At 35.8% G+C, this 15,015-nt stretch carries 16 protein-coding genes; 6 read left to right on the forward strand and 10 right to left on the reverse strand.

The genetic code is table 11. The annotated features are described in order from the left end of the window. Positions 1-11: 11 nt before the first annotated feature. Complete coding sequence (locus tag D2K62_RS14430; protein WP_112180211.1) at positions 12-431, reverse strand: RDD family protein; 420 nt, start codon at positions 429-431, stop codon at positions 12-14. A gap of 167 nt (positions 432-598) precedes the next feature. Here D2K62_RS14430 and D2K62_RS14435 point away from each other — a divergent pair, with 167 nt between their 5' ends. Together D2K62_RS14435 and D2K62_RS14440 are read left to right on the forward strand one after the other, a co-directional pair. Continuing rightward, a complete protein-coding gene (locus D2K62_RS14435) occupies positions 599-967 on the forward strand; it encodes an ArsR/SmtB family transcription factor (RefSeq protein ID WP_112180210.1) in 369 nt (122 codons plus the stop codon). Then, complete coding sequence (locus D2K62_RS14440; protein WP_198671308.1) at positions 948-3,071, forward strand: heavy metal translocating P-type ATPase; 2,124 nt, start codon at positions 948-950, stop codon at positions 3,069-3,071. Before D2K62_RS14435 ends, D2K62_RS14440 begins: the two co-directional genes overlap by 20 nt. 52 nt (positions 3,072-3,123) lie before the next feature. On the opposite strand, the gene D2K62_RS14445 is transcribed toward D2K62_RS14440, so the two are convergent. Beyond that, positions 3,124-3,393, reverse strand: a complete 270-nt coding sequence (locus tag D2K62_RS14445; RefSeq protein WP_232824309.1) for a DUF3949 domain-containing protein — start codon at positions 3,391-3,393, stop codon at positions 3,124-3,126. Between the two features lie 299 nt (positions 3,394-3,692). Between D2K62_RS14445 and D2K62_RS14450 the strand changes: the two genes are divergently transcribed. Continuing rightward, positions 3,693-4,886 (forward strand): cation:proton antiporter, encoded by a 1,194-nt coding sequence (locus tag D2K62_RS14450; RefSeq protein ID WP_112180208.1) that lies wholly within the window; start codon positions 3,693-3,695, stop codon positions 4,884-4,886. A 14-nt stretch (positions 4,887-4,900) separates the two neighbouring features. Here the strand turns inward: D2K62_RS14450 and D2K62_RS14455 are convergent, their stop codons facing one another. The 6 genes from D2K62_RS14455 to D2K62_RS14480 form a co-directional block, all read right to left on the reverse strand. Continuing rightward, the gene (locus D2K62_RS14455) at positions 4,901-6,394 is read right to left on the reverse strand and encodes a sensor histidine kinase (RefSeq protein ID WP_198671309.1); all 1,494 of its coding nucleotides are present in this window, start codon (positions 6,392-6,394) and stop codon (positions 4,901-4,903) included. Further along, positions 6,342-7,022, reverse strand: a complete 681-nt coding sequence (locus D2K62_RS14460; protein ID WP_117161642.1) for a response regulator transcription factor — start codon at positions 7,020-7,022, stop codon at positions 6,342-6,344. Before D2K62_RS14460 ends, D2K62_RS14455 begins: the two co-directional genes overlap by 53 nt. An 88-nt stretch (positions 7,023-7,110) precedes the next feature. Further along, a complete protein-coding gene (locus D2K62_RS14465) occupies positions 7,111-8,289 on the reverse strand; it encodes an ABC transporter permease (protein WP_117161643.1) in 1,179 nt (392 codons plus the stop codon). Then, positions 8,286-8,987, reverse strand: coding sequence for an ABC transporter ATP-binding protein (locus D2K62_RS14470; RefSeq protein WP_117161653.1), 702 nt, complete (start codon positions 8,985-8,987; stop codon positions 8,286-8,288). The genes D2K62_RS14465 and D2K62_RS14470 overlap by 4 nt, the downstream gene beginning before the upstream one ends. A 13-nt stretch (positions 8,988-9,000) precedes the next feature. Continuing rightward, positions 9,001-10,005, reverse strand: a complete 1,005-nt coding sequence (locus tag D2K62_RS14475; RefSeq protein ID WP_157967404.1) for an efflux RND transporter periplasmic adaptor subunit — start codon at positions 10,003-10,005, stop codon at positions 9,001-9,003. Positions 10,006-10,197: 192 nt separating this feature from the next. Further along, positions 10,198-11,253, reverse strand: coding sequence for a M42 family metallopeptidase (locus D2K62_RS14480; RefSeq protein WP_198671310.1), 1,056 nt, complete (start codon positions 11,251-11,253; stop codon positions 10,198-10,200). A gap of 187 nt (positions 11,254-11,440) precedes the next feature. On the opposite strand from D2K62_RS14480, the gene D2K62_RS14485 reads away from it, so the two are divergent. Beyond that, complete coding sequence (locus tag D2K62_RS14485) at positions 11,441-12,412, forward strand: S8 family peptidase (protein ID WP_117161644.1); 972 nt, start codon at positions 11,441-11,443, stop codon at positions 12,410-12,412. Positions 12,413-12,449: 37 nt separating this feature from the next. On the opposite strand, the gene D2K62_RS14490 is transcribed toward D2K62_RS14485, so the two are convergent. Further along, on the reverse strand, positions 12,450-13,355 hold the full coding sequence (locus tag D2K62_RS14490) for a ketopantoate reductase family protein (RefSeq protein WP_112180202.1): 906 nt from the start codon (positions 13,353-13,355) through the stop codon (positions 12,450-12,452). Positions 13,356-13,428: 73 nt separating this feature from the next. On the opposite strand from D2K62_RS14490, the gene D2K62_RS14495 reads away from it, so the two are divergent. Further along, positions 13,429-13,809: an SLAP domain-containing protein gene (locus D2K62_RS14495; protein ID WP_112180201.1), complete on the forward strand. Its 381-nt coding sequence runs from the start codon at positions 13,429-13,431 to the stop codon at positions 13,807-13,809. Positions 13,810-13,869: 60 nt separating this feature from the next. On the opposite strand, the gene D2K62_RS14500 is transcribed toward D2K62_RS14495, so the two are convergent. Then, complete coding sequence (locus D2K62_RS14500) at positions 13,870-14,115, reverse strand: stage VI sporulation protein F (protein ID WP_112180200.1); 246 nt, start codon at positions 14,113-14,115, stop codon at positions 13,870-13,872. Between the two features lie 149 nt (positions 14,116-14,264). Between D2K62_RS14500 and D2K62_RS14505 the strand changes: the two genes are divergently transcribed. Continuing rightward, positions 14,265-14,960, forward strand: coding sequence for a DUF421 domain-containing protein (locus D2K62_RS14505; protein WP_112180199.1), 696 nt, complete (start codon positions 14,265-14,267; stop codon positions 14,958-14,960). The last annotated feature ends 55 nt before the right edge of the window (positions 14,961-15,015 follow it).

Genomic DNA, 15,015 nt, shown 5'->3' on the forward strand with positions numbered 1-15,015 from the left:
AAAATAATTTATTAATCTCTCTTAACGTACGTACCGCTTATAAAATCATGAATCGCACGTTTATCTTTTAAAAAAGCTACCATGAAAGCACTGATGATTATGGAGACGCCAAATGTAACGATTGAAAGAAGTTGATAACCAACTACCTCACGCAAAAACATATTCCAAAAGGTGACCTGCCCATCATCCGCATAACGTCTTATGTTTATCCGACATATCTTTTTACCAATACTATAGCCACACCATAATACTGGTAAGATAGTTGCATAAGCTGTAATGACTATTTGCCAAGTCCACTCTTGTGTTAAATCAATTGGAATCTTCCCCATTATTAAACCATATACCAAAGCAAAAACAGTAGTGATAATAATGCCATCCAACGCTCTAGCTCCTAATCTTATCCAAAAGCCTGCTGTTTGATGTTCTTTCATGATTCATCATCCCCTTTCTTAAAACAAGTTTTTTTAATTTTAACACATTCACCCATCAATTAAATTATAACTTTTTGATAATATTCAAACATTCATTTGAATAAGAAATACGAATAGTTTATACTATATTCAAATAGACATTTGAATATTTAGGAGGAGCCTTTATAATGGCAAAAAAAGATACGTGTGACATCTATTGTTATGACGAACCAAAAGTTAAACGTATACAAAATGAAATACAAAAAGAAGATATAGCTGGTATTGCTAAGATTTTCAAAGCACTTGCAGATGAAAACAGAGCAAAGATTTCTTTTGCTTTATGCCAAGAGGAAGAATTATGCGTCTGTGACATTGCTAATATTATTGGATCTACTGTCGCAACAGCATCTCACCATTTACGAAGCTTGCATAAGCAAGGAATCGTGACCTATAAAAAAGTTGGGAAATTAGCTTTTTATTCTTTAGATAATGAAGTAATTAAGCAAGTTATGGTTATGGCTTTATCCCATGAAAAGGATGTGCTTGCACATGTCTAAAAACGAAGAAACGACCTATCGTGTCCAAGGATTCACCTGAGCAGGCTGTGCTAAAACGTTCGAAGAGAACGTTCGACACCTGGATGGTGTTTCAAATGCAAAAGTGAACTTTGGTGCTTCTAAACTAACTGTCGAAGGCAATACAACAATAGTAGACTTAGAAAAAGCAGGTGCTTTTGAAAATTTAAAGATACGAAATGAAAATGAAAAACCTGTTAATCAAGAACCTTTTTGGAAGCAAAAAGAAAATCGGAAAGTATATCTATCCGCAATTCTATTGGTAGTTAGTTGGTTTTTAGGTGAGCATTACGGAGAAGCACATGTTATTCCTACAATTGGTTACGCCTCATCGATTATAATTGGTGGATATTCTTTATTTTACAAAGGATTAAAAAATCTAAGCAAGTTAAATTTCGATATGAAAACATTAATGACAATTGCAGTTATCGGTGCCGCACTAATTGGTCAATGGAGTGAAGGTGCGACCGTCGTTATTCTTTTTGCAATCAGTGAAGTATTAGAGCGTTATTCAATGGATAAAGCGCGACAATCGATTGAATCATTAATGAATATTGCACCAAAAGAAGCTTTAATTCGACGCCAGAATGAAGAATTGCTGATCCCTGTTAAAGACATTCAAGTGGATGACATTATGATCGTAAAACCTGGTGATAAGCTCGCAATGGATGGTTCAATAATATATGGCAAGTCAACGGTAAACCAAGCAGCAATTACTGGTGAGAGTGTACCAGTAACGAAATCAATTGATGATGAAGTTTTTGCAGGAACATTGAATGAAGAAGGATTGCTCGAGGTTAAAGTAACAAAACGTGTGGAAGATACGACACTAGCGAAAATCATTCATCTTGTCGAGGAAGCTCAAGCTGAACGTGCACCTTCTCAGGCCTTCGTTGATCGATTCGCGAAATACTATACACCAGCAATTGTCATCCTTGCTTTTCTAATTGCTATTATTCCGCCATTATTTTTTGGAGCTAGTTGGAATGAGTGGGTCTATCAAGGATTAGCTGTGCTTGTTGTTGGTTGTCCATGTGCATTAGTAATCTCTACACCAGTAGCAGTAGTTACTGCAATCGGGAATGCAGCAAAAAGTGGTGTTTTGATTAAAGGTGGGATTCATTTAGAAGAAGCAGGCGCTCTAAAAGCAATAGCTTTTGATAAGACCGGAACATTAACAAAAGGTATCCCAGCTGTAACAGATCTAGATAGTTTTGGCGGAAACGAAAATGACTTACTGACAATCACTGTAGCAATTGAGAAATCATCCCAGCATCCGTTTGCATCTGCAATTATTGGTCAGGCATATGATAAAGGTTTGAACATCAAGGATGTGGTGATCGAGGACTTCCAATCTATTACGGGTAAAGGTGTAAAAGCAAAAGTTAGTAACACATTATATTATGTCGGAAACCCAACTCTTTTTGAAGAACTACACCAAACATTTGATAGTAATATCAAAGCAAAAATCACACATATGCAAACAGAAGGTAAAACTGTCATGTTATTAGGAACAGAGAAAGAAATTTTATTGTTACTTGCAGTAGCAGATGAAGTCAGAGATTCATCAAACGAAGTAATCCAAAAATTAGCTAACTTAGGCATCGAAACGGTTATGTTGACTGGGGATAATCGAAGAACTGCAGCAGCAATAGGTAAACAAATCGGTGTTTCAACTATTCAAGCGGACTTACTTCCTAAAGATAAACTTGATTTCATTAAAAAATTACGCGAAAAACATCAACATGTAGCGATGGTAGGTGATGGCGTGAATGATGCCCCAGCACTTGCTGCATCAACCGTTGGCGTGGCAATGGGCGGTGCTGGAACAGATACAGCGTTAGAAACAGCTGATATCGCCCTCATGTCTGACGACTTACATAAATTACCTTATACGATTAAATTAAGTCGCAAAGCACTAGCCATTATCAAGCAAAATATTACTTTTTCATTAGTAATTAAAGTAATCGCATTGCTGCTCGTTGTTCCAGGTTGGCTAACACTATGGATCGCGATATTTGCTGATATGGGTGCTACATTAATTGTCACATTAAACAGCCTACGCCTATTAAAGATTAAAGATTAAATATTGAAAACGCTTGGGTTGCACTGCATCCCGAGCGTTTTTTTTAGTAGGATTATTTATGTTTTGGATGTTTCATTCGATAGTAAATGGCAGCAAATATATTTGAAAGCAAGAAAAAAGCATTTGATTGTGCGTTGTAGTGCAGATAATCTTCTTCAAAACTCATCTCTTCATACATTTGTGCTTGTGTCTTGCCTTTTTTCTTCTGCTTGTCTTCCAATTCCTTTATTGCAAGATAATAATTGTATTGAATAGGTGTAATCACAAGAGAGAATACAACATATACGCCTAGTATTATCAAAATGTAATTAATTGGAGACACCTACCTTTCTATATGCTTTGATAGTCTTTGTATACTAATTTACGTGTGAATACAGGAAAAGGTTTCATATCTTGAATGGCTCATATAATCAAATTTCTATCAGATATGAGCCGTTAAGCATGATTAATGAGCATTTATCAGCATATATGCGCCCTTAAGCAATTTATATGGGACGTTCCACAAAATATATGCACCCTTCAGCAATTTATATGAGCCGTCCAAACTATTATCAGTTTAATTCTGCTTATTTAAGGCTATAGATACGCATACTAACAAAAATTATGCGGGAGGTGTCAATCATGGAGATCGGTCAAATTATCTGGCTCTTATTTATTGGATTTATTATCTTCACAATTGATAAAAGGCAAGAGAATTTTCCTGTCCCTACTGTATTAGTTCTACTGGGAATTGTGTTATCTTTTATACCTTATTTTTCATCTATCAATGTGACGGCTGACATGATTTATCATATTTTCTTACCAGCACTATTATTTATTTCTGCTTATCAGTTTCCACCAAAAGCATTTAAAGAAAATGCTTGGATTATTTTATTCCTTGCAACTGGTGGATTACTTATTACCGTTGCTGTACTGGGGGTTACGATCTATTTATTAGGTAGCATCTTTACTTCTTTGTCTTTTCTAGCTGCATTAATTGTTGCATCGGTTTTAACACCGACTGACCCTGTATCCGTTGTGCCGATACTAAAAAAATCATCGGGTGATAAAAAAATTGCAACACTTGTAGAAGGGGAATCGATGTTAAATGATGGAACAAGTATTGTTGTCTTTACTGTGCTAACTAGCATGTTTATTGATCAACATGCATTCTCTACCCTTTCCTTTATCGGAGAGTTTTTATTTGTATCAATTGGTGGGGCATTGCTCGGAATTGGTTTTGGCTGGCTTATGAGTAAAGGGGTGCACTATACGCACCATAAGGAATATCAAGTGATGCTCAGTATTGTCTTAGCTTACGGAATTTTTCATATTGCTGAATTTATTGGCGTTTCAGGAGTACTTGCCACCGTATCTGCTGGAATGATGCTAGCATTTGAATATGGTCGCACAATCAAAGAAGCGCATTTTAAAGATGCACTTAACGGATTTTGGAGCATTGTAGAACTTTCCATTCTCTCCTTAATATTCTTAGTAATCGGTATTGAGGCTGCTGGATATCTTATCTTTGATGGATGGATCTTCGCTATTATTATATTTCTTGTTGCACTAGTGATCCGCTTCTTACTTATCCTAGGTACAACAAAGATTTTTCCACGTTGGCGTCATTCGACCAGTATAATGGAATCTTTCCTTATCTCTTGGGCTGGATTGAAAGGAACGATGTCAATTTTCCTTATTCTCACCCTTTATGCGGAAGATACAAATAGTGCCGAACTGGATTGGGTCGTATCTTTATCCTTTGCGGTTGTATTGTTATCCCTAGTGATTCAGAGTTTAGGAATCTATCCATTGTCTAAAAAAGCAAAAGAATAATCACCCACCTAACCCTAGTCTTTAGGTGGGAGCTCTATTACAAAAATCGTTTCGCCATATACGCTTTTCTTTAAAAATAAATCGCCAGCTTGTGCTTTGGCTAAGAGTAAACTATATGGTAAACCAAGCCCTAAACCATGTTCGACATGTTTCTTATCTTCACCTCGATAAAATCGTTCGAAAATAAAAGGTTGTTCTTCTTTTGGAATACCACTCCCATTATCTTTTACCTCTATCAAAATAGTCTCTTTTTGCTGATAAATTTCTACAATTAAATGGCCATCCACATTCCCTTTTATTGCATGTAAACCATTATTCAGTAGATTCGTTATAATCTGTTGCAAGCGAATCGGATCCGCTATAGCACATAGTTGGTTTTCACTAAAATTATACATAAGTTTTTTACCCTTTAATTGTTTCTCATGGACAATTTCCCATTGATAGATAATTTCCTTTACTGTCTGCTTTATATTCAGTTTTTCTGCATTCACTATAATGGAACCAGCTGTGAAACTATTAAAATCCAACAGATCTTCTACCATGTTTTGTAGTCTCTCGGCTTCTTTTAATGCCATTTGTAAAAACTCTTTTTTCCTTCTCTCATCTACTACATCTTCTTGAACTGCTTGAATAAGTGCACTTACTGAAGTAATCGGCGTTTTTAATTCATGGGTCACCCCTGCTAATAGTTCAGATCTAAGTCCTTCTAATTGTTGCAATTTTATTGCCATTTCTTTGAATGATATCACGAGTTGATGTAGTTCTTTTTCTTGAATATTCTCGTTTAAATGAATAGTATAATCTCCGTTGCGCAATTTTTCAGCTGCTACAGCAACTTCTTGAATAGGCTTAGCAAGTTTTTTTGATAAAAAATAAATAACTAACCATCCGAGTATAGCCATACTGACAAGTAACATCGCTAACAGTTGGTATTCTTCCTTATTCATACTAGCAATGCTTTCCATTCGCTGAATAATAATTACTGCACCAATATCCTCTCCGTCGTCTACAATTGGCGAGATTACTGCATAGCTAGTATTATTGTCTCCAAATGGTATCTTCTCTACTACCAATTGATCAGAAATCGCAAGTGTTTCTAGCCAATCTAACTCTTCTGTTCTATTGTCAAAACGATTTGGCATTGGATTAGGAGAGAATAATTCACCATCATTCGTTTTTATATAAACTTGTAATGGTACTTGATTATTTAAAAGGCTTTCCCGTTCTTCTAATATAAAAGGAAGACGCGACAATGTTATTTCTTCACCAGAGGTTTCATCTACAACTCTATCAGCAAGTTCTTGAGCTAGTAATTTTGTTAATTCTAATCTGTTTTCAATCGTATTATGTCTTATCCAAAATATCGACACAAGTCCAATAATGAGTAAACCGATTACTAATGTAACTAAATATCGCTTCGTCCAATAATACAGTAGAGATGGTTTCTTATTCCTTCTATTTAATATAAAATTGGTAACCCATGTTCCGTAACGTTTTAATTTCTCCATAATGTGCATCCCATCCACTTAATAATTTGCGAATTCGTTTCACGGCAAGATCTACAGCACGATTACTTCCTTCGTAATCATACCCCCAAACATTCTCAATCAGTTGCTCTCTTGTAAAAGTTTGGTTTGGATGATGCACTAGAAATAAAAATAAAGCTAGATCCTTTGGTGTGAACTTAATTTCAATTCCCTTTAAAAAAACTTGATTGGAGAGTAGATTGATTTTTAATGTCCCAAACAGTTTAATCTTGTCCGCTCTTTCTAACTGAGGAGAACGACGTAAAACGGCGCTCACTCGTGCGATTACCTCTTCTGCCACAAACGGTTTTGTAATATAGTCATCCGCACCTTCATTAAATCCTTGTATCACACGCTCTGTTCCGGAAATCGCGGTTAGCATAATTACTGGACAAGAATTTTTCTCTCTAATTTTTTTAAGTACAGTCCAACCATTTAATTCAGGTAACATAACATCTAATAATATGAGCGTTGGATTTACTTCATCGACTCCTTGTATCGCCTCCACACCGTCATATGCATAGGCGACATTATATCCTTCTTTTTCTAAATAAGCTCCCAGAACAAGTGAGATTGGTTTTTCATCTTCTACAACTAATATTGTTTTCATTACATAACCTCTTTAGTTAAATTTATTCTAGCAATCTATAAAAATAGAGTTTGACAATACGTTATTGTCAAACTCTACTACTTGAAACTTAACTATGCCTTAAAGCTTCCAAAGGGCTTAAATTGGCTGCTTTATTTGCTGGAAAAATACCAAATCCAATACCAATTACAATTGAAAAACTAACGGAAATTGCGACTGCAACCCATGATATAGCTATGCTCATGTCTAAAATAGAAGACAGGAGTTCTGCACTTCCTATTCCGATTACAACTCCTATAAGTCCACCTAGACTACTTAGGAGTGTAGCTTCAATTAAAAATTGAATAAGAATATCTTTTTTCTTCGCGCCAATTGCTTTTCTAATTCCAATTTCATTCGTCCGTTCCGTTACAGAGACTAGCATAATATTCATAATCCCAATTCCACCAACTAGCAACGAAATACTAGCAATTCCTGCTAATAATAGTGTCATTGTTTCCGTTATAGAAGTTAAGGCGTCTGATACATCTGATTGGTTTCGAACATTATAACTGGAATCATCCCCGCTAAATTGGTTATAAAGAAACTGTTCAATTTTAGCCATTCCTAAATCAACTTCTTCTTCAGATGCCATTTTAACATCAACAGTATTCACTACTGTTTGTTCTAGAAATCGTTGTGCAGTTGAAAACGGAAGTAATACGGTATCATCTACAGAACCTTGTAACTCTTCCCCTTGTTCAGCAAGTACACCAACGACAGTAAATGTATTTCCGTCTATCTTCACATCATTTCCTATTGGATTACTGAAACCAAATAATTCACTTGCTACATTAGATCCTAACAAGATAACCTTATTTCGATTATCTTGATCTATATCAAGTACAAATCGACCAGAACTGACTGAGGCATCTTGAACTTCTAGATAACCCGGTGTTACACCTGTAATAGATACACTATCCATACTAGTTGTTCCATTTGTGATTGTCCCTGTTCCAGATACAGTTGGAGAAACAGCTTCAACTTCATCATATTCAGAAAATGCGAGCACTTCCTCATAATCAACTACCTCTTCTGTCGTTGTGTTCCCTTGTATATTCACGCTCACCATAGTTGTTCCTAAAGAAGAGACATCTTCTGATACAGATGCCGATGCACTTTGTCCGAGGGAAATTAGCGCAATAACAGCTGAAACACCAATAATCACACCTAGCATCGTTAAAAATGTTCTAAGTTTATTTGATACGATATTCTTATATGCAATTTTAATCACCTGACCAAACTTCACAGTATCCGTACCTCCTCTCTTTCAACTACTCGACCATCTTCGATATGAATAACACGCTTTGCTTGATTAGCAATATCCAAGTCATGTGTTATTAAAATAATCGTATGTCCTTGCCTATTCAAATCTTTAATCAAATCCATCACTTCAAGACCAGTTTTACTATCTAACGCACCTGTAGGTTCATCTGCGAGTAAAATTGGCGGATGACCTGCAAGTGCCCTCGCGATAGCAACTCTTTGTTGTTGACCTCCCGATAATTCAGTTGGCCGGTGGCTAGCACGATCTGCTATGTTAACTTTTTCTAACGCATTCCTCACAATTTCTTTCCGTTCATTTTTACTTAATCCACGATATATCAATGGTAATTCTACATTTTCATATGCCGATTGTTTCTTTAATAAATTAAAAGATTGAAAGATAAACCCGATTTTTTGATTACGCACTTCTGCTAATTGCCTTTGCTTTAATCCAAAAACATTCTTACCATCCAAAAAATACTCACCTGTGTCCGGTATATCTAAACAACCAATCATATTCATCAAAGTAGATTTCCCTGAACCAGATGGACCGATGATTGCAATGAAATCACCTTTATTGACTGAGAAACTTACATTATCTAATGCTTTTACTGTCTCTCCGCCAAGTGTATAATGCTTACTTAGGTTGTTAATCTCAACAATCCGTTGATTCTCAATCATTTTCATTGCCTCCTTAATTACCATTTGGTCTCATCCCACCTGCAGGCATTTCGCCACTAGGCCTCTCACCCGTTCCTCCACCAAAACCGCCTTGGAACATTTCTTCCATTGTTGCTTCTCCAGTATCATCAGTTGCTTGCACTGCTTCGATAAGAATTACATCACCTTCACTAAGACCACTAGTAATTTCAGCAACTTCTTCATTTTGCAAACCAACTTCAATCGTTACTTGTTCTGAAGCTAAATCACCTTCTTCTGTCGTTGTTTCACTAGACTCTTCTTCAGCTGATGTATCTTCCATTAACACATAATATTGATCACCTTGTGTTTGAATCGCTTCAATCGGTACAGTTAATACATTCTCTTTACTTTCTGTAGTAATTGTTGCTTCAGCAGTCATTCCCACTTTAATACCTTCTGGTTCATTAATTGTCACTTCGACAGCATATTGCGCAACACTGCTCTCTGAATCATTTGCTTCTTTTGCAACATTTGTAACGATTCCAGTAAAATCATTATCCGTAATCGCACTAACGTCAATTACAGCAGTTTGTCCAACTTCAATTTGTGCAATATCCAATTCATCTATATTCACTACCATTTGCAAGTTATCATAATCCGTTATTTCAATCATTTCTGTTCCCATCGAAACTGTATCTTCAGCTGCAACGTTTAGTATCGTAATCTCACCAGAAAAAGGAGCCTCAATAGCATCGAATGCATCATCTTCAAACGTGATCAATTCATCTCCTTCTTCTACCATATCACCAACTTCTACTAAAACTTCTTCAATTACAGCGTTATTGTCATCAAACGTAATTGTTTGTTCATTCATTGTTAAAATACTACCTGTACCACTAATATTAACTTCCACATTACCAAGCTCAGCAACCGCAGTTTGTGTTGTTGCCATTGCATTGTTTTCTATTTCTTCATTACTATTAATAAAACCGTATGTCGTTGTTCCTCCAGCAATAACAAGCACAATAATCACTAGTACAATAATCCACTTCTTCATTTTTTCCATCCTTTCTTCAATAGAAAATTATTTTATTTAATTTGTTACAAAAAATAGCATAGTCCTTTAAGATGTCAAAAAGAAGTCAACGTAAAATATTTACAAAACAATAGTAAAAGTAAATCTTTTCAATAAAAAAAGCTAAGGAACGCTACTTAGTAACGTTTCTTAGCTGACAATCTTCTTAAAATATTAATACTTCACTAAGTTTGCTTGCACATAATGATAAACAAGCTGTTCCGTTTGCTCTAAAGATGATTCGTGTGTACGCTCATAGGCATGAGAAGAATCAATACCAGGCCCAATTAAACCGTGGACTATGTCATGACCAGATCCAATTGCTGCAGAGGCATCTGAACCATAAAATGGATAGATATCAACTTTGTAACCAATTTTATTTACCTCACACAAACCAATTAAGTTTTTTCTCAAACCATAGTGATATGGACCACTTGAGTCTTTTGCACAAATGGAAACCGTATATTCATCTGTTGTCTGTCCATCACCCATCGCACCCATATCAACTGCTAAGTATTCGACTGTTTCTGGTGTGATATTAGAATTTCCACCATATCCGATTTCTTCATTATTGGAAATTAAGAAATGTGTCGTATAAGGAAGCTTGATCTCCTCTTCTTTCAGCCGTTTAATAAGCTGTAGTAAAATAGCTACGCTTGCTTTATCATCTAAATGTCGTGATTTAATGAAACCATTATCCGTTACTTCAACACGTGGATCGAGTGAAATAAAATCACCCACCTCAATCCCAATTGCGCGAACATCATCTTCACTTTCTACTTTTGCATCAATTCTGACTTCCATATTCTCTTGATTCCGTTCTACCTTTCCAGCATCTTTGTAGACGTGAACAGAAGTTTCATGCATCAAAATAGTTCCTGTGATAATTGCTCCACTAGAAGTTTCTATTTCACAGTATTCACCTTCCATTGCATTAAAACGAAAGCCACCAATTAAATCTAACTTTAATCGTCCATTTGGTTTAATTTCTTTGACCATTGCGCCAAGTGTATCAACATGAGCCGTCAACATACGGTGTTCTTTATCATTTACACCAGGAATCGTGGCAATTAATCCACCTTTACGATTGCGTTTTGTTTGCACCTGTAAATCTTGCAGTAAATTCTCGACAAATCCGATAACATTTTTTGTATTACCTGATGGGCTTGGGATGGACACAAGCTCTTTTATTAACAGTTTCGTTTCTGTTATATTTGGATATGTATTCAATTCATTCACCTCTCCAATTCTTCTTTACTATTATTGTAGCTGTATTAAGTAGTAGTAACAACCTCTTTCTATCTATTGAATTCCACGGTAAATCTTCTAAAACTCCTACAAATATACCTTTTTAATTAATCTGAATATTGCTACGATTAAAGTGTATTAGTATTAAAAATGACAAGGAGGAGATAATATGCAGCATTTCGTTCGTCTTAGTGAATTCAAAGTATTAAAACAGATGGAAGAAACGACTGAAACACCTAAGGGCGTGACATTAATTCAAGCTCCAGAAATATGGAATCAAACAAAAGGAGAAGGTGTTACAATAGCGATACTAGATACTGGATGCGATCCTACCCATCCAGAATTAAAAGATCGTATTATCGGTGGACGGAATTTCACCGAAGATGATGAAGGGAATCCAGAGGCATTTAATGATTATAACGGACATGGTACACATGTGGCTGGAACCATTGCAGCTGAACAAAACGAGCAAGGAGTAGTAGGAGTTGCTCCAAAAGCAGACCTCCTCATAATTAAAGTTCTTGATAAGGATGGGAGTGGAAACTATCAATGGATTATTGATGGGATTCAATACGCAATTAATCAAGGAGTTGACATCATTTCCATGTCTATTGGCGGTCCAACCGAAGTTCCAGCATTGCACACTGTTATAAAAAAAGCCGTAACGGAACATAACATTCCAGTTGTCTGTGCTGCAGGAAATGAAGGAGATGGAAAGGAAGAAACTGTGGAACGCGCTTATCCAGGTTCTTACAATGAAGTTATTAGTGTTGGTGCAGTTAATTTAAATAGAAGATCATCTGATTTCTCAAATACCAATAGAGAAGTAGACCTTGTTGCACCAGGCGAAGAAATCACATCAACTTATTTGAATGGTACCTACGCAACCCTTTCTGGCACTTCAATGGCAACTCCACATATAGCAGGCGCTCTAGCTCTGATCAAAAATATTACCACAACTAGTTTTGAAAGAGAACTTACCGAAGCAGAACTCTATGCCCAATTAATTAGGCGAACACTACCGCTCGGATATTCAGCTAAATTTGAAGGAAACGGTCTAGTTTATCTCACTTTATTAGACTATTTAGATTCGATATTTGATAATTTAAAGACAAAATCATTCGCAATAATGAACGATTAAAAAATATCATCTCGGCACGATACCGAGATGATATTTTTTAATACTGTTTCTCCATGTCTATTATCTGTTGATATAAGTATCGGTTAACAGGTGTTGCAATATTATGTTTTTCCCCTAAGCGAATGACAGTTCCAGAGAATAGTTCAACCTCACTGTACCGCTTTGCTTCTGTATCTTGACGCAAAGAAGGTTTACCTTCTGGATTTAAGGTGGATAAGATATCTAACCAGTAAGTCAAATCTGCTTCCGTTAAATAGACGCCTTCTTTTTCTGATAGTGTCATTACTTCGCGCATCGCAGCGATCATCGTGTCACGTGCTGCCCCGTCTTCATGTATCCCTTTAAAGTTTGTTTGATAGACAGCAACAGTTTGGTTTACACCAACGTTTAGCATAAACTTTCCCCATTGTCGCTGGATCATGTCGTCAACTACCTGATAAGGTAAATCAACTTGATCAAAAAAGTGAGCAACTGTATCTATTTTTTCCTGACTTCCTTCACCGAAACAAAGCATGCCTTTATTCTGATAAGTTAACTTATTTCCTTCTTTAATAGCATCCATACCTTGTGCTACACAATACAATACCTTTTCATGACCTAGCACGTTTCCAATTTCTGCTTCGCTTGAGATACCATTTAATGCCGATAAAATGATTGTATCCTTACCAACTTGGTTATAAACAGCATTAATAGCTTTTGACAAACCACTATATTTTACAGTAAAAATAATTAAATCAGCTGGTGTTACGGACTCTTCTGGTGTTACATAATGGAAATCACAATATTCTCCATTACAATACACACCCTCCGATTGATAGCGGTCAATTCGCTTTTGATCGGCAATTATTCTTACATTCTCCCTTGGTAATCTCTTCGTAAAATGCGCAGCATACATAATACCTAACGCACCTAAACCAATAATCGAAACCGTTTTAATTTGCACTGCAGTTTCATCCTCCTTAGAACTACTTCTGTTATACTTAACATAATTATAACGTAAAAAGGAGCAATCAACCATGCAACAACTACAATTTGAATCAGCTTGGGATAAGACAATAGCTGATCAAGACCGAAAAAGAATCGAAAGAATATTCTCAGAAACAAAGCACCATCAAGATAATGCGATAACATTAGCACCAGTAACCGTTGCTAAAAATCATAAAGGAGAATTGTTAGTAACGGTATTAATTCATAATTTTACGAAAGAGTCTTTTCATTTTCACGGTAAAACACTTCAATACACAGAAAAGAAGCAAATCAAGGGCAAGCATACCTTCAATTCTCCGACTTCAACTGTTGCCGAACAAACCAGTATGCCATGGACATTTATTTTCCCAACAAACAGTTTACAAGCGGATTGCTTATTTAAAGATGGTGTGGTAGAAATTATTAATTGATTTCAGCTACACTAATTCATCAAAAAGGCGCTCAACAGAAATGTTGAACGTCTTTTTAATTTACTTGATCATTTTTTTAATTGTTGATTCATCAATTTTCTTACCACTTACTAACATTTTGACTATATTATCTTCTGTTTCTTTTGTTACTCTTTTCCCAGCCAATTGACTAACTTGTTTAATTAACTGCCTTATAGTTTTCTCATCTTTAAGGTTCTTCCCACTGTATGCACCAGCAACCTTAGCAATACTCTTCATATCTACTCCGGTCTTTTTTTCTACATTTTTGAACATGTCTTGACTCATAGAATCCCTCCTTTACATATTAACTTATGAAAAACAATACGTAAGGCTTGGATTAATGAACCATAATAAACAAATTTACTTTTTTGTATAGTCTCAACTATAAAGAGAATATTATTAATTAAGATTTTTATAAAAAAGGAGCTAACATCATGTCTATTTCCACACTATCCATCAGGCTAGTTATAGCCTTTGCAACCTTATTAATTTTAACAAGAATGACGGGGAGAAAAGAAATATCACAAATGACTTTTTTTAACTTTGTCTCTGGAATAGCAATTGGCACAATAGGTGCCTCACTCGCAATTGATCAAACGCTAAGTATTCGAAATGGCGTGTACGCTTTAGCTGTGTGGAGCGCGATAACTATAGTTATTGGCATCATTGACCTTAAGTCAACAAAATTTCGTTATGCAGTTGCAGGACAGCCTCGAGTTGTGATTAAAGAAGGTAAAATAATGGAAGAAGAATTAAGAAAGGTTCGTCTAGACATAGACGCTTTAAATGTATTGCTACGTAAGAAAAATATTTTTGCAATAAATGATGTCGATTATGCTATTTTTGAAACTGACGGAAGCCTCTCTGTAGATAAGAAGGAAAAAGTAAAACCTTTGGCAAAGACGGATCTTCAAATTCAAAATAAAGCAAATGTGTTTCCGACTCCAACGATGATCGTATCCGATGGTAAAATAGATAACAATAATTTAGAAAAACTTCATTTAAATAAAGATTGGGTAATGAAACAATTAGAAAGTGCTGGTGTGGGTTCTATTGATGAGGTCTTTTATGCTGCTGTACAGAAGGATGGAACATTGTACATCGATAACACGAACGATACTGTGCATTGATAGCTTAAAAAATTCAGCCAAAAAAATCCGTAAGTTTTGTATCATCACTTACGGA

The sequence above is a fragment of the Paraliobacillus sp. X-1268 genome (genome assembly GCF_003426095.1).
Taxonomy (GTDB): domain Bacteria; phylum Bacillota; class Bacilli; order Bacillales; family Amphibacillaceae; genus Paraliobacillus_A; species Paraliobacillus_A zengyii.

Excerpts from the sequence above, each read along its gene's own strand:
- D2K62_RS14430 (WP_112180211.1), bottom strand. The coding sequence starts at position 431 with ATGAAAGAACATCAAACAGCAGGCTTTTGGATAAGATTAGGAGCTAGA.
- D2K62_RS14475 (WP_157967404.1), bottom strand. The coding sequence starts at position 10,005 with ATGAAGAAGTGGATTATTGTACTAGTGATTATTGTGCTTGTTATTGCT.
- D2K62_RS14455 (WP_198671309.1), bottom strand. The coding sequence starts at position 6,394 with ATGGAGAAATTAAAACGTTACGGAACATGGGTTACCAATTTTATATTA.
- D2K62_RS14450 (WP_112180208.1), top strand. The coding sequence starts at position 3,693 with ATGGAGATCGGTCAAATTATCTGGCTCTTATTTATTGGATTTATTATC.
- D2K62_RS14495 (WP_112180201.1), top strand. The coding sequence starts at position 13,429 with ATGCAACAACTACAATTTGAATCAGCTTGGGATAAGACAATAGCTGAT.
- D2K62_RS14500 (WP_112180200.1), bottom strand. The coding sequence starts at position 14,115 with ATGAGTCAAGACATGTTCAAAAATGTAGAAAAAAAGACCGGAGTAGAT.
- D2K62_RS14485 (WP_117161644.1), top strand. The coding sequence starts at position 11,441 with ATGCAGCATTTCGTTCGTCTTAGTGAATTCAAAGTATTAAAACAGATG.
- D2K62_RS14470 (WP_117161653.1), bottom strand. The coding sequence starts at position 8,987 with ATGATTGAGAATCAACGGATTGTTGAGATTAACAACCTAAGTAAGCAT.
- D2K62_RS14435 (WP_112180210.1), top strand. The coding sequence starts at position 599 with ATGGCAAAAAAAGATACGTGTGACATCTATTGTTATGACGAACCAAAA.
- D2K62_RS14505 (WP_112180199.1), top strand. The coding sequence starts at position 14,265 with ATGTCTATTTCCACACTATCCATCAGGCTAGTTATAGCCTTTGCAACC.
- D2K62_RS14460 (WP_117161642.1), bottom strand. The coding sequence starts at position 7,022 with ATGAAAACAATATTAGTTGTAGAAGATGAAAAACCAATCTCACTTGTT.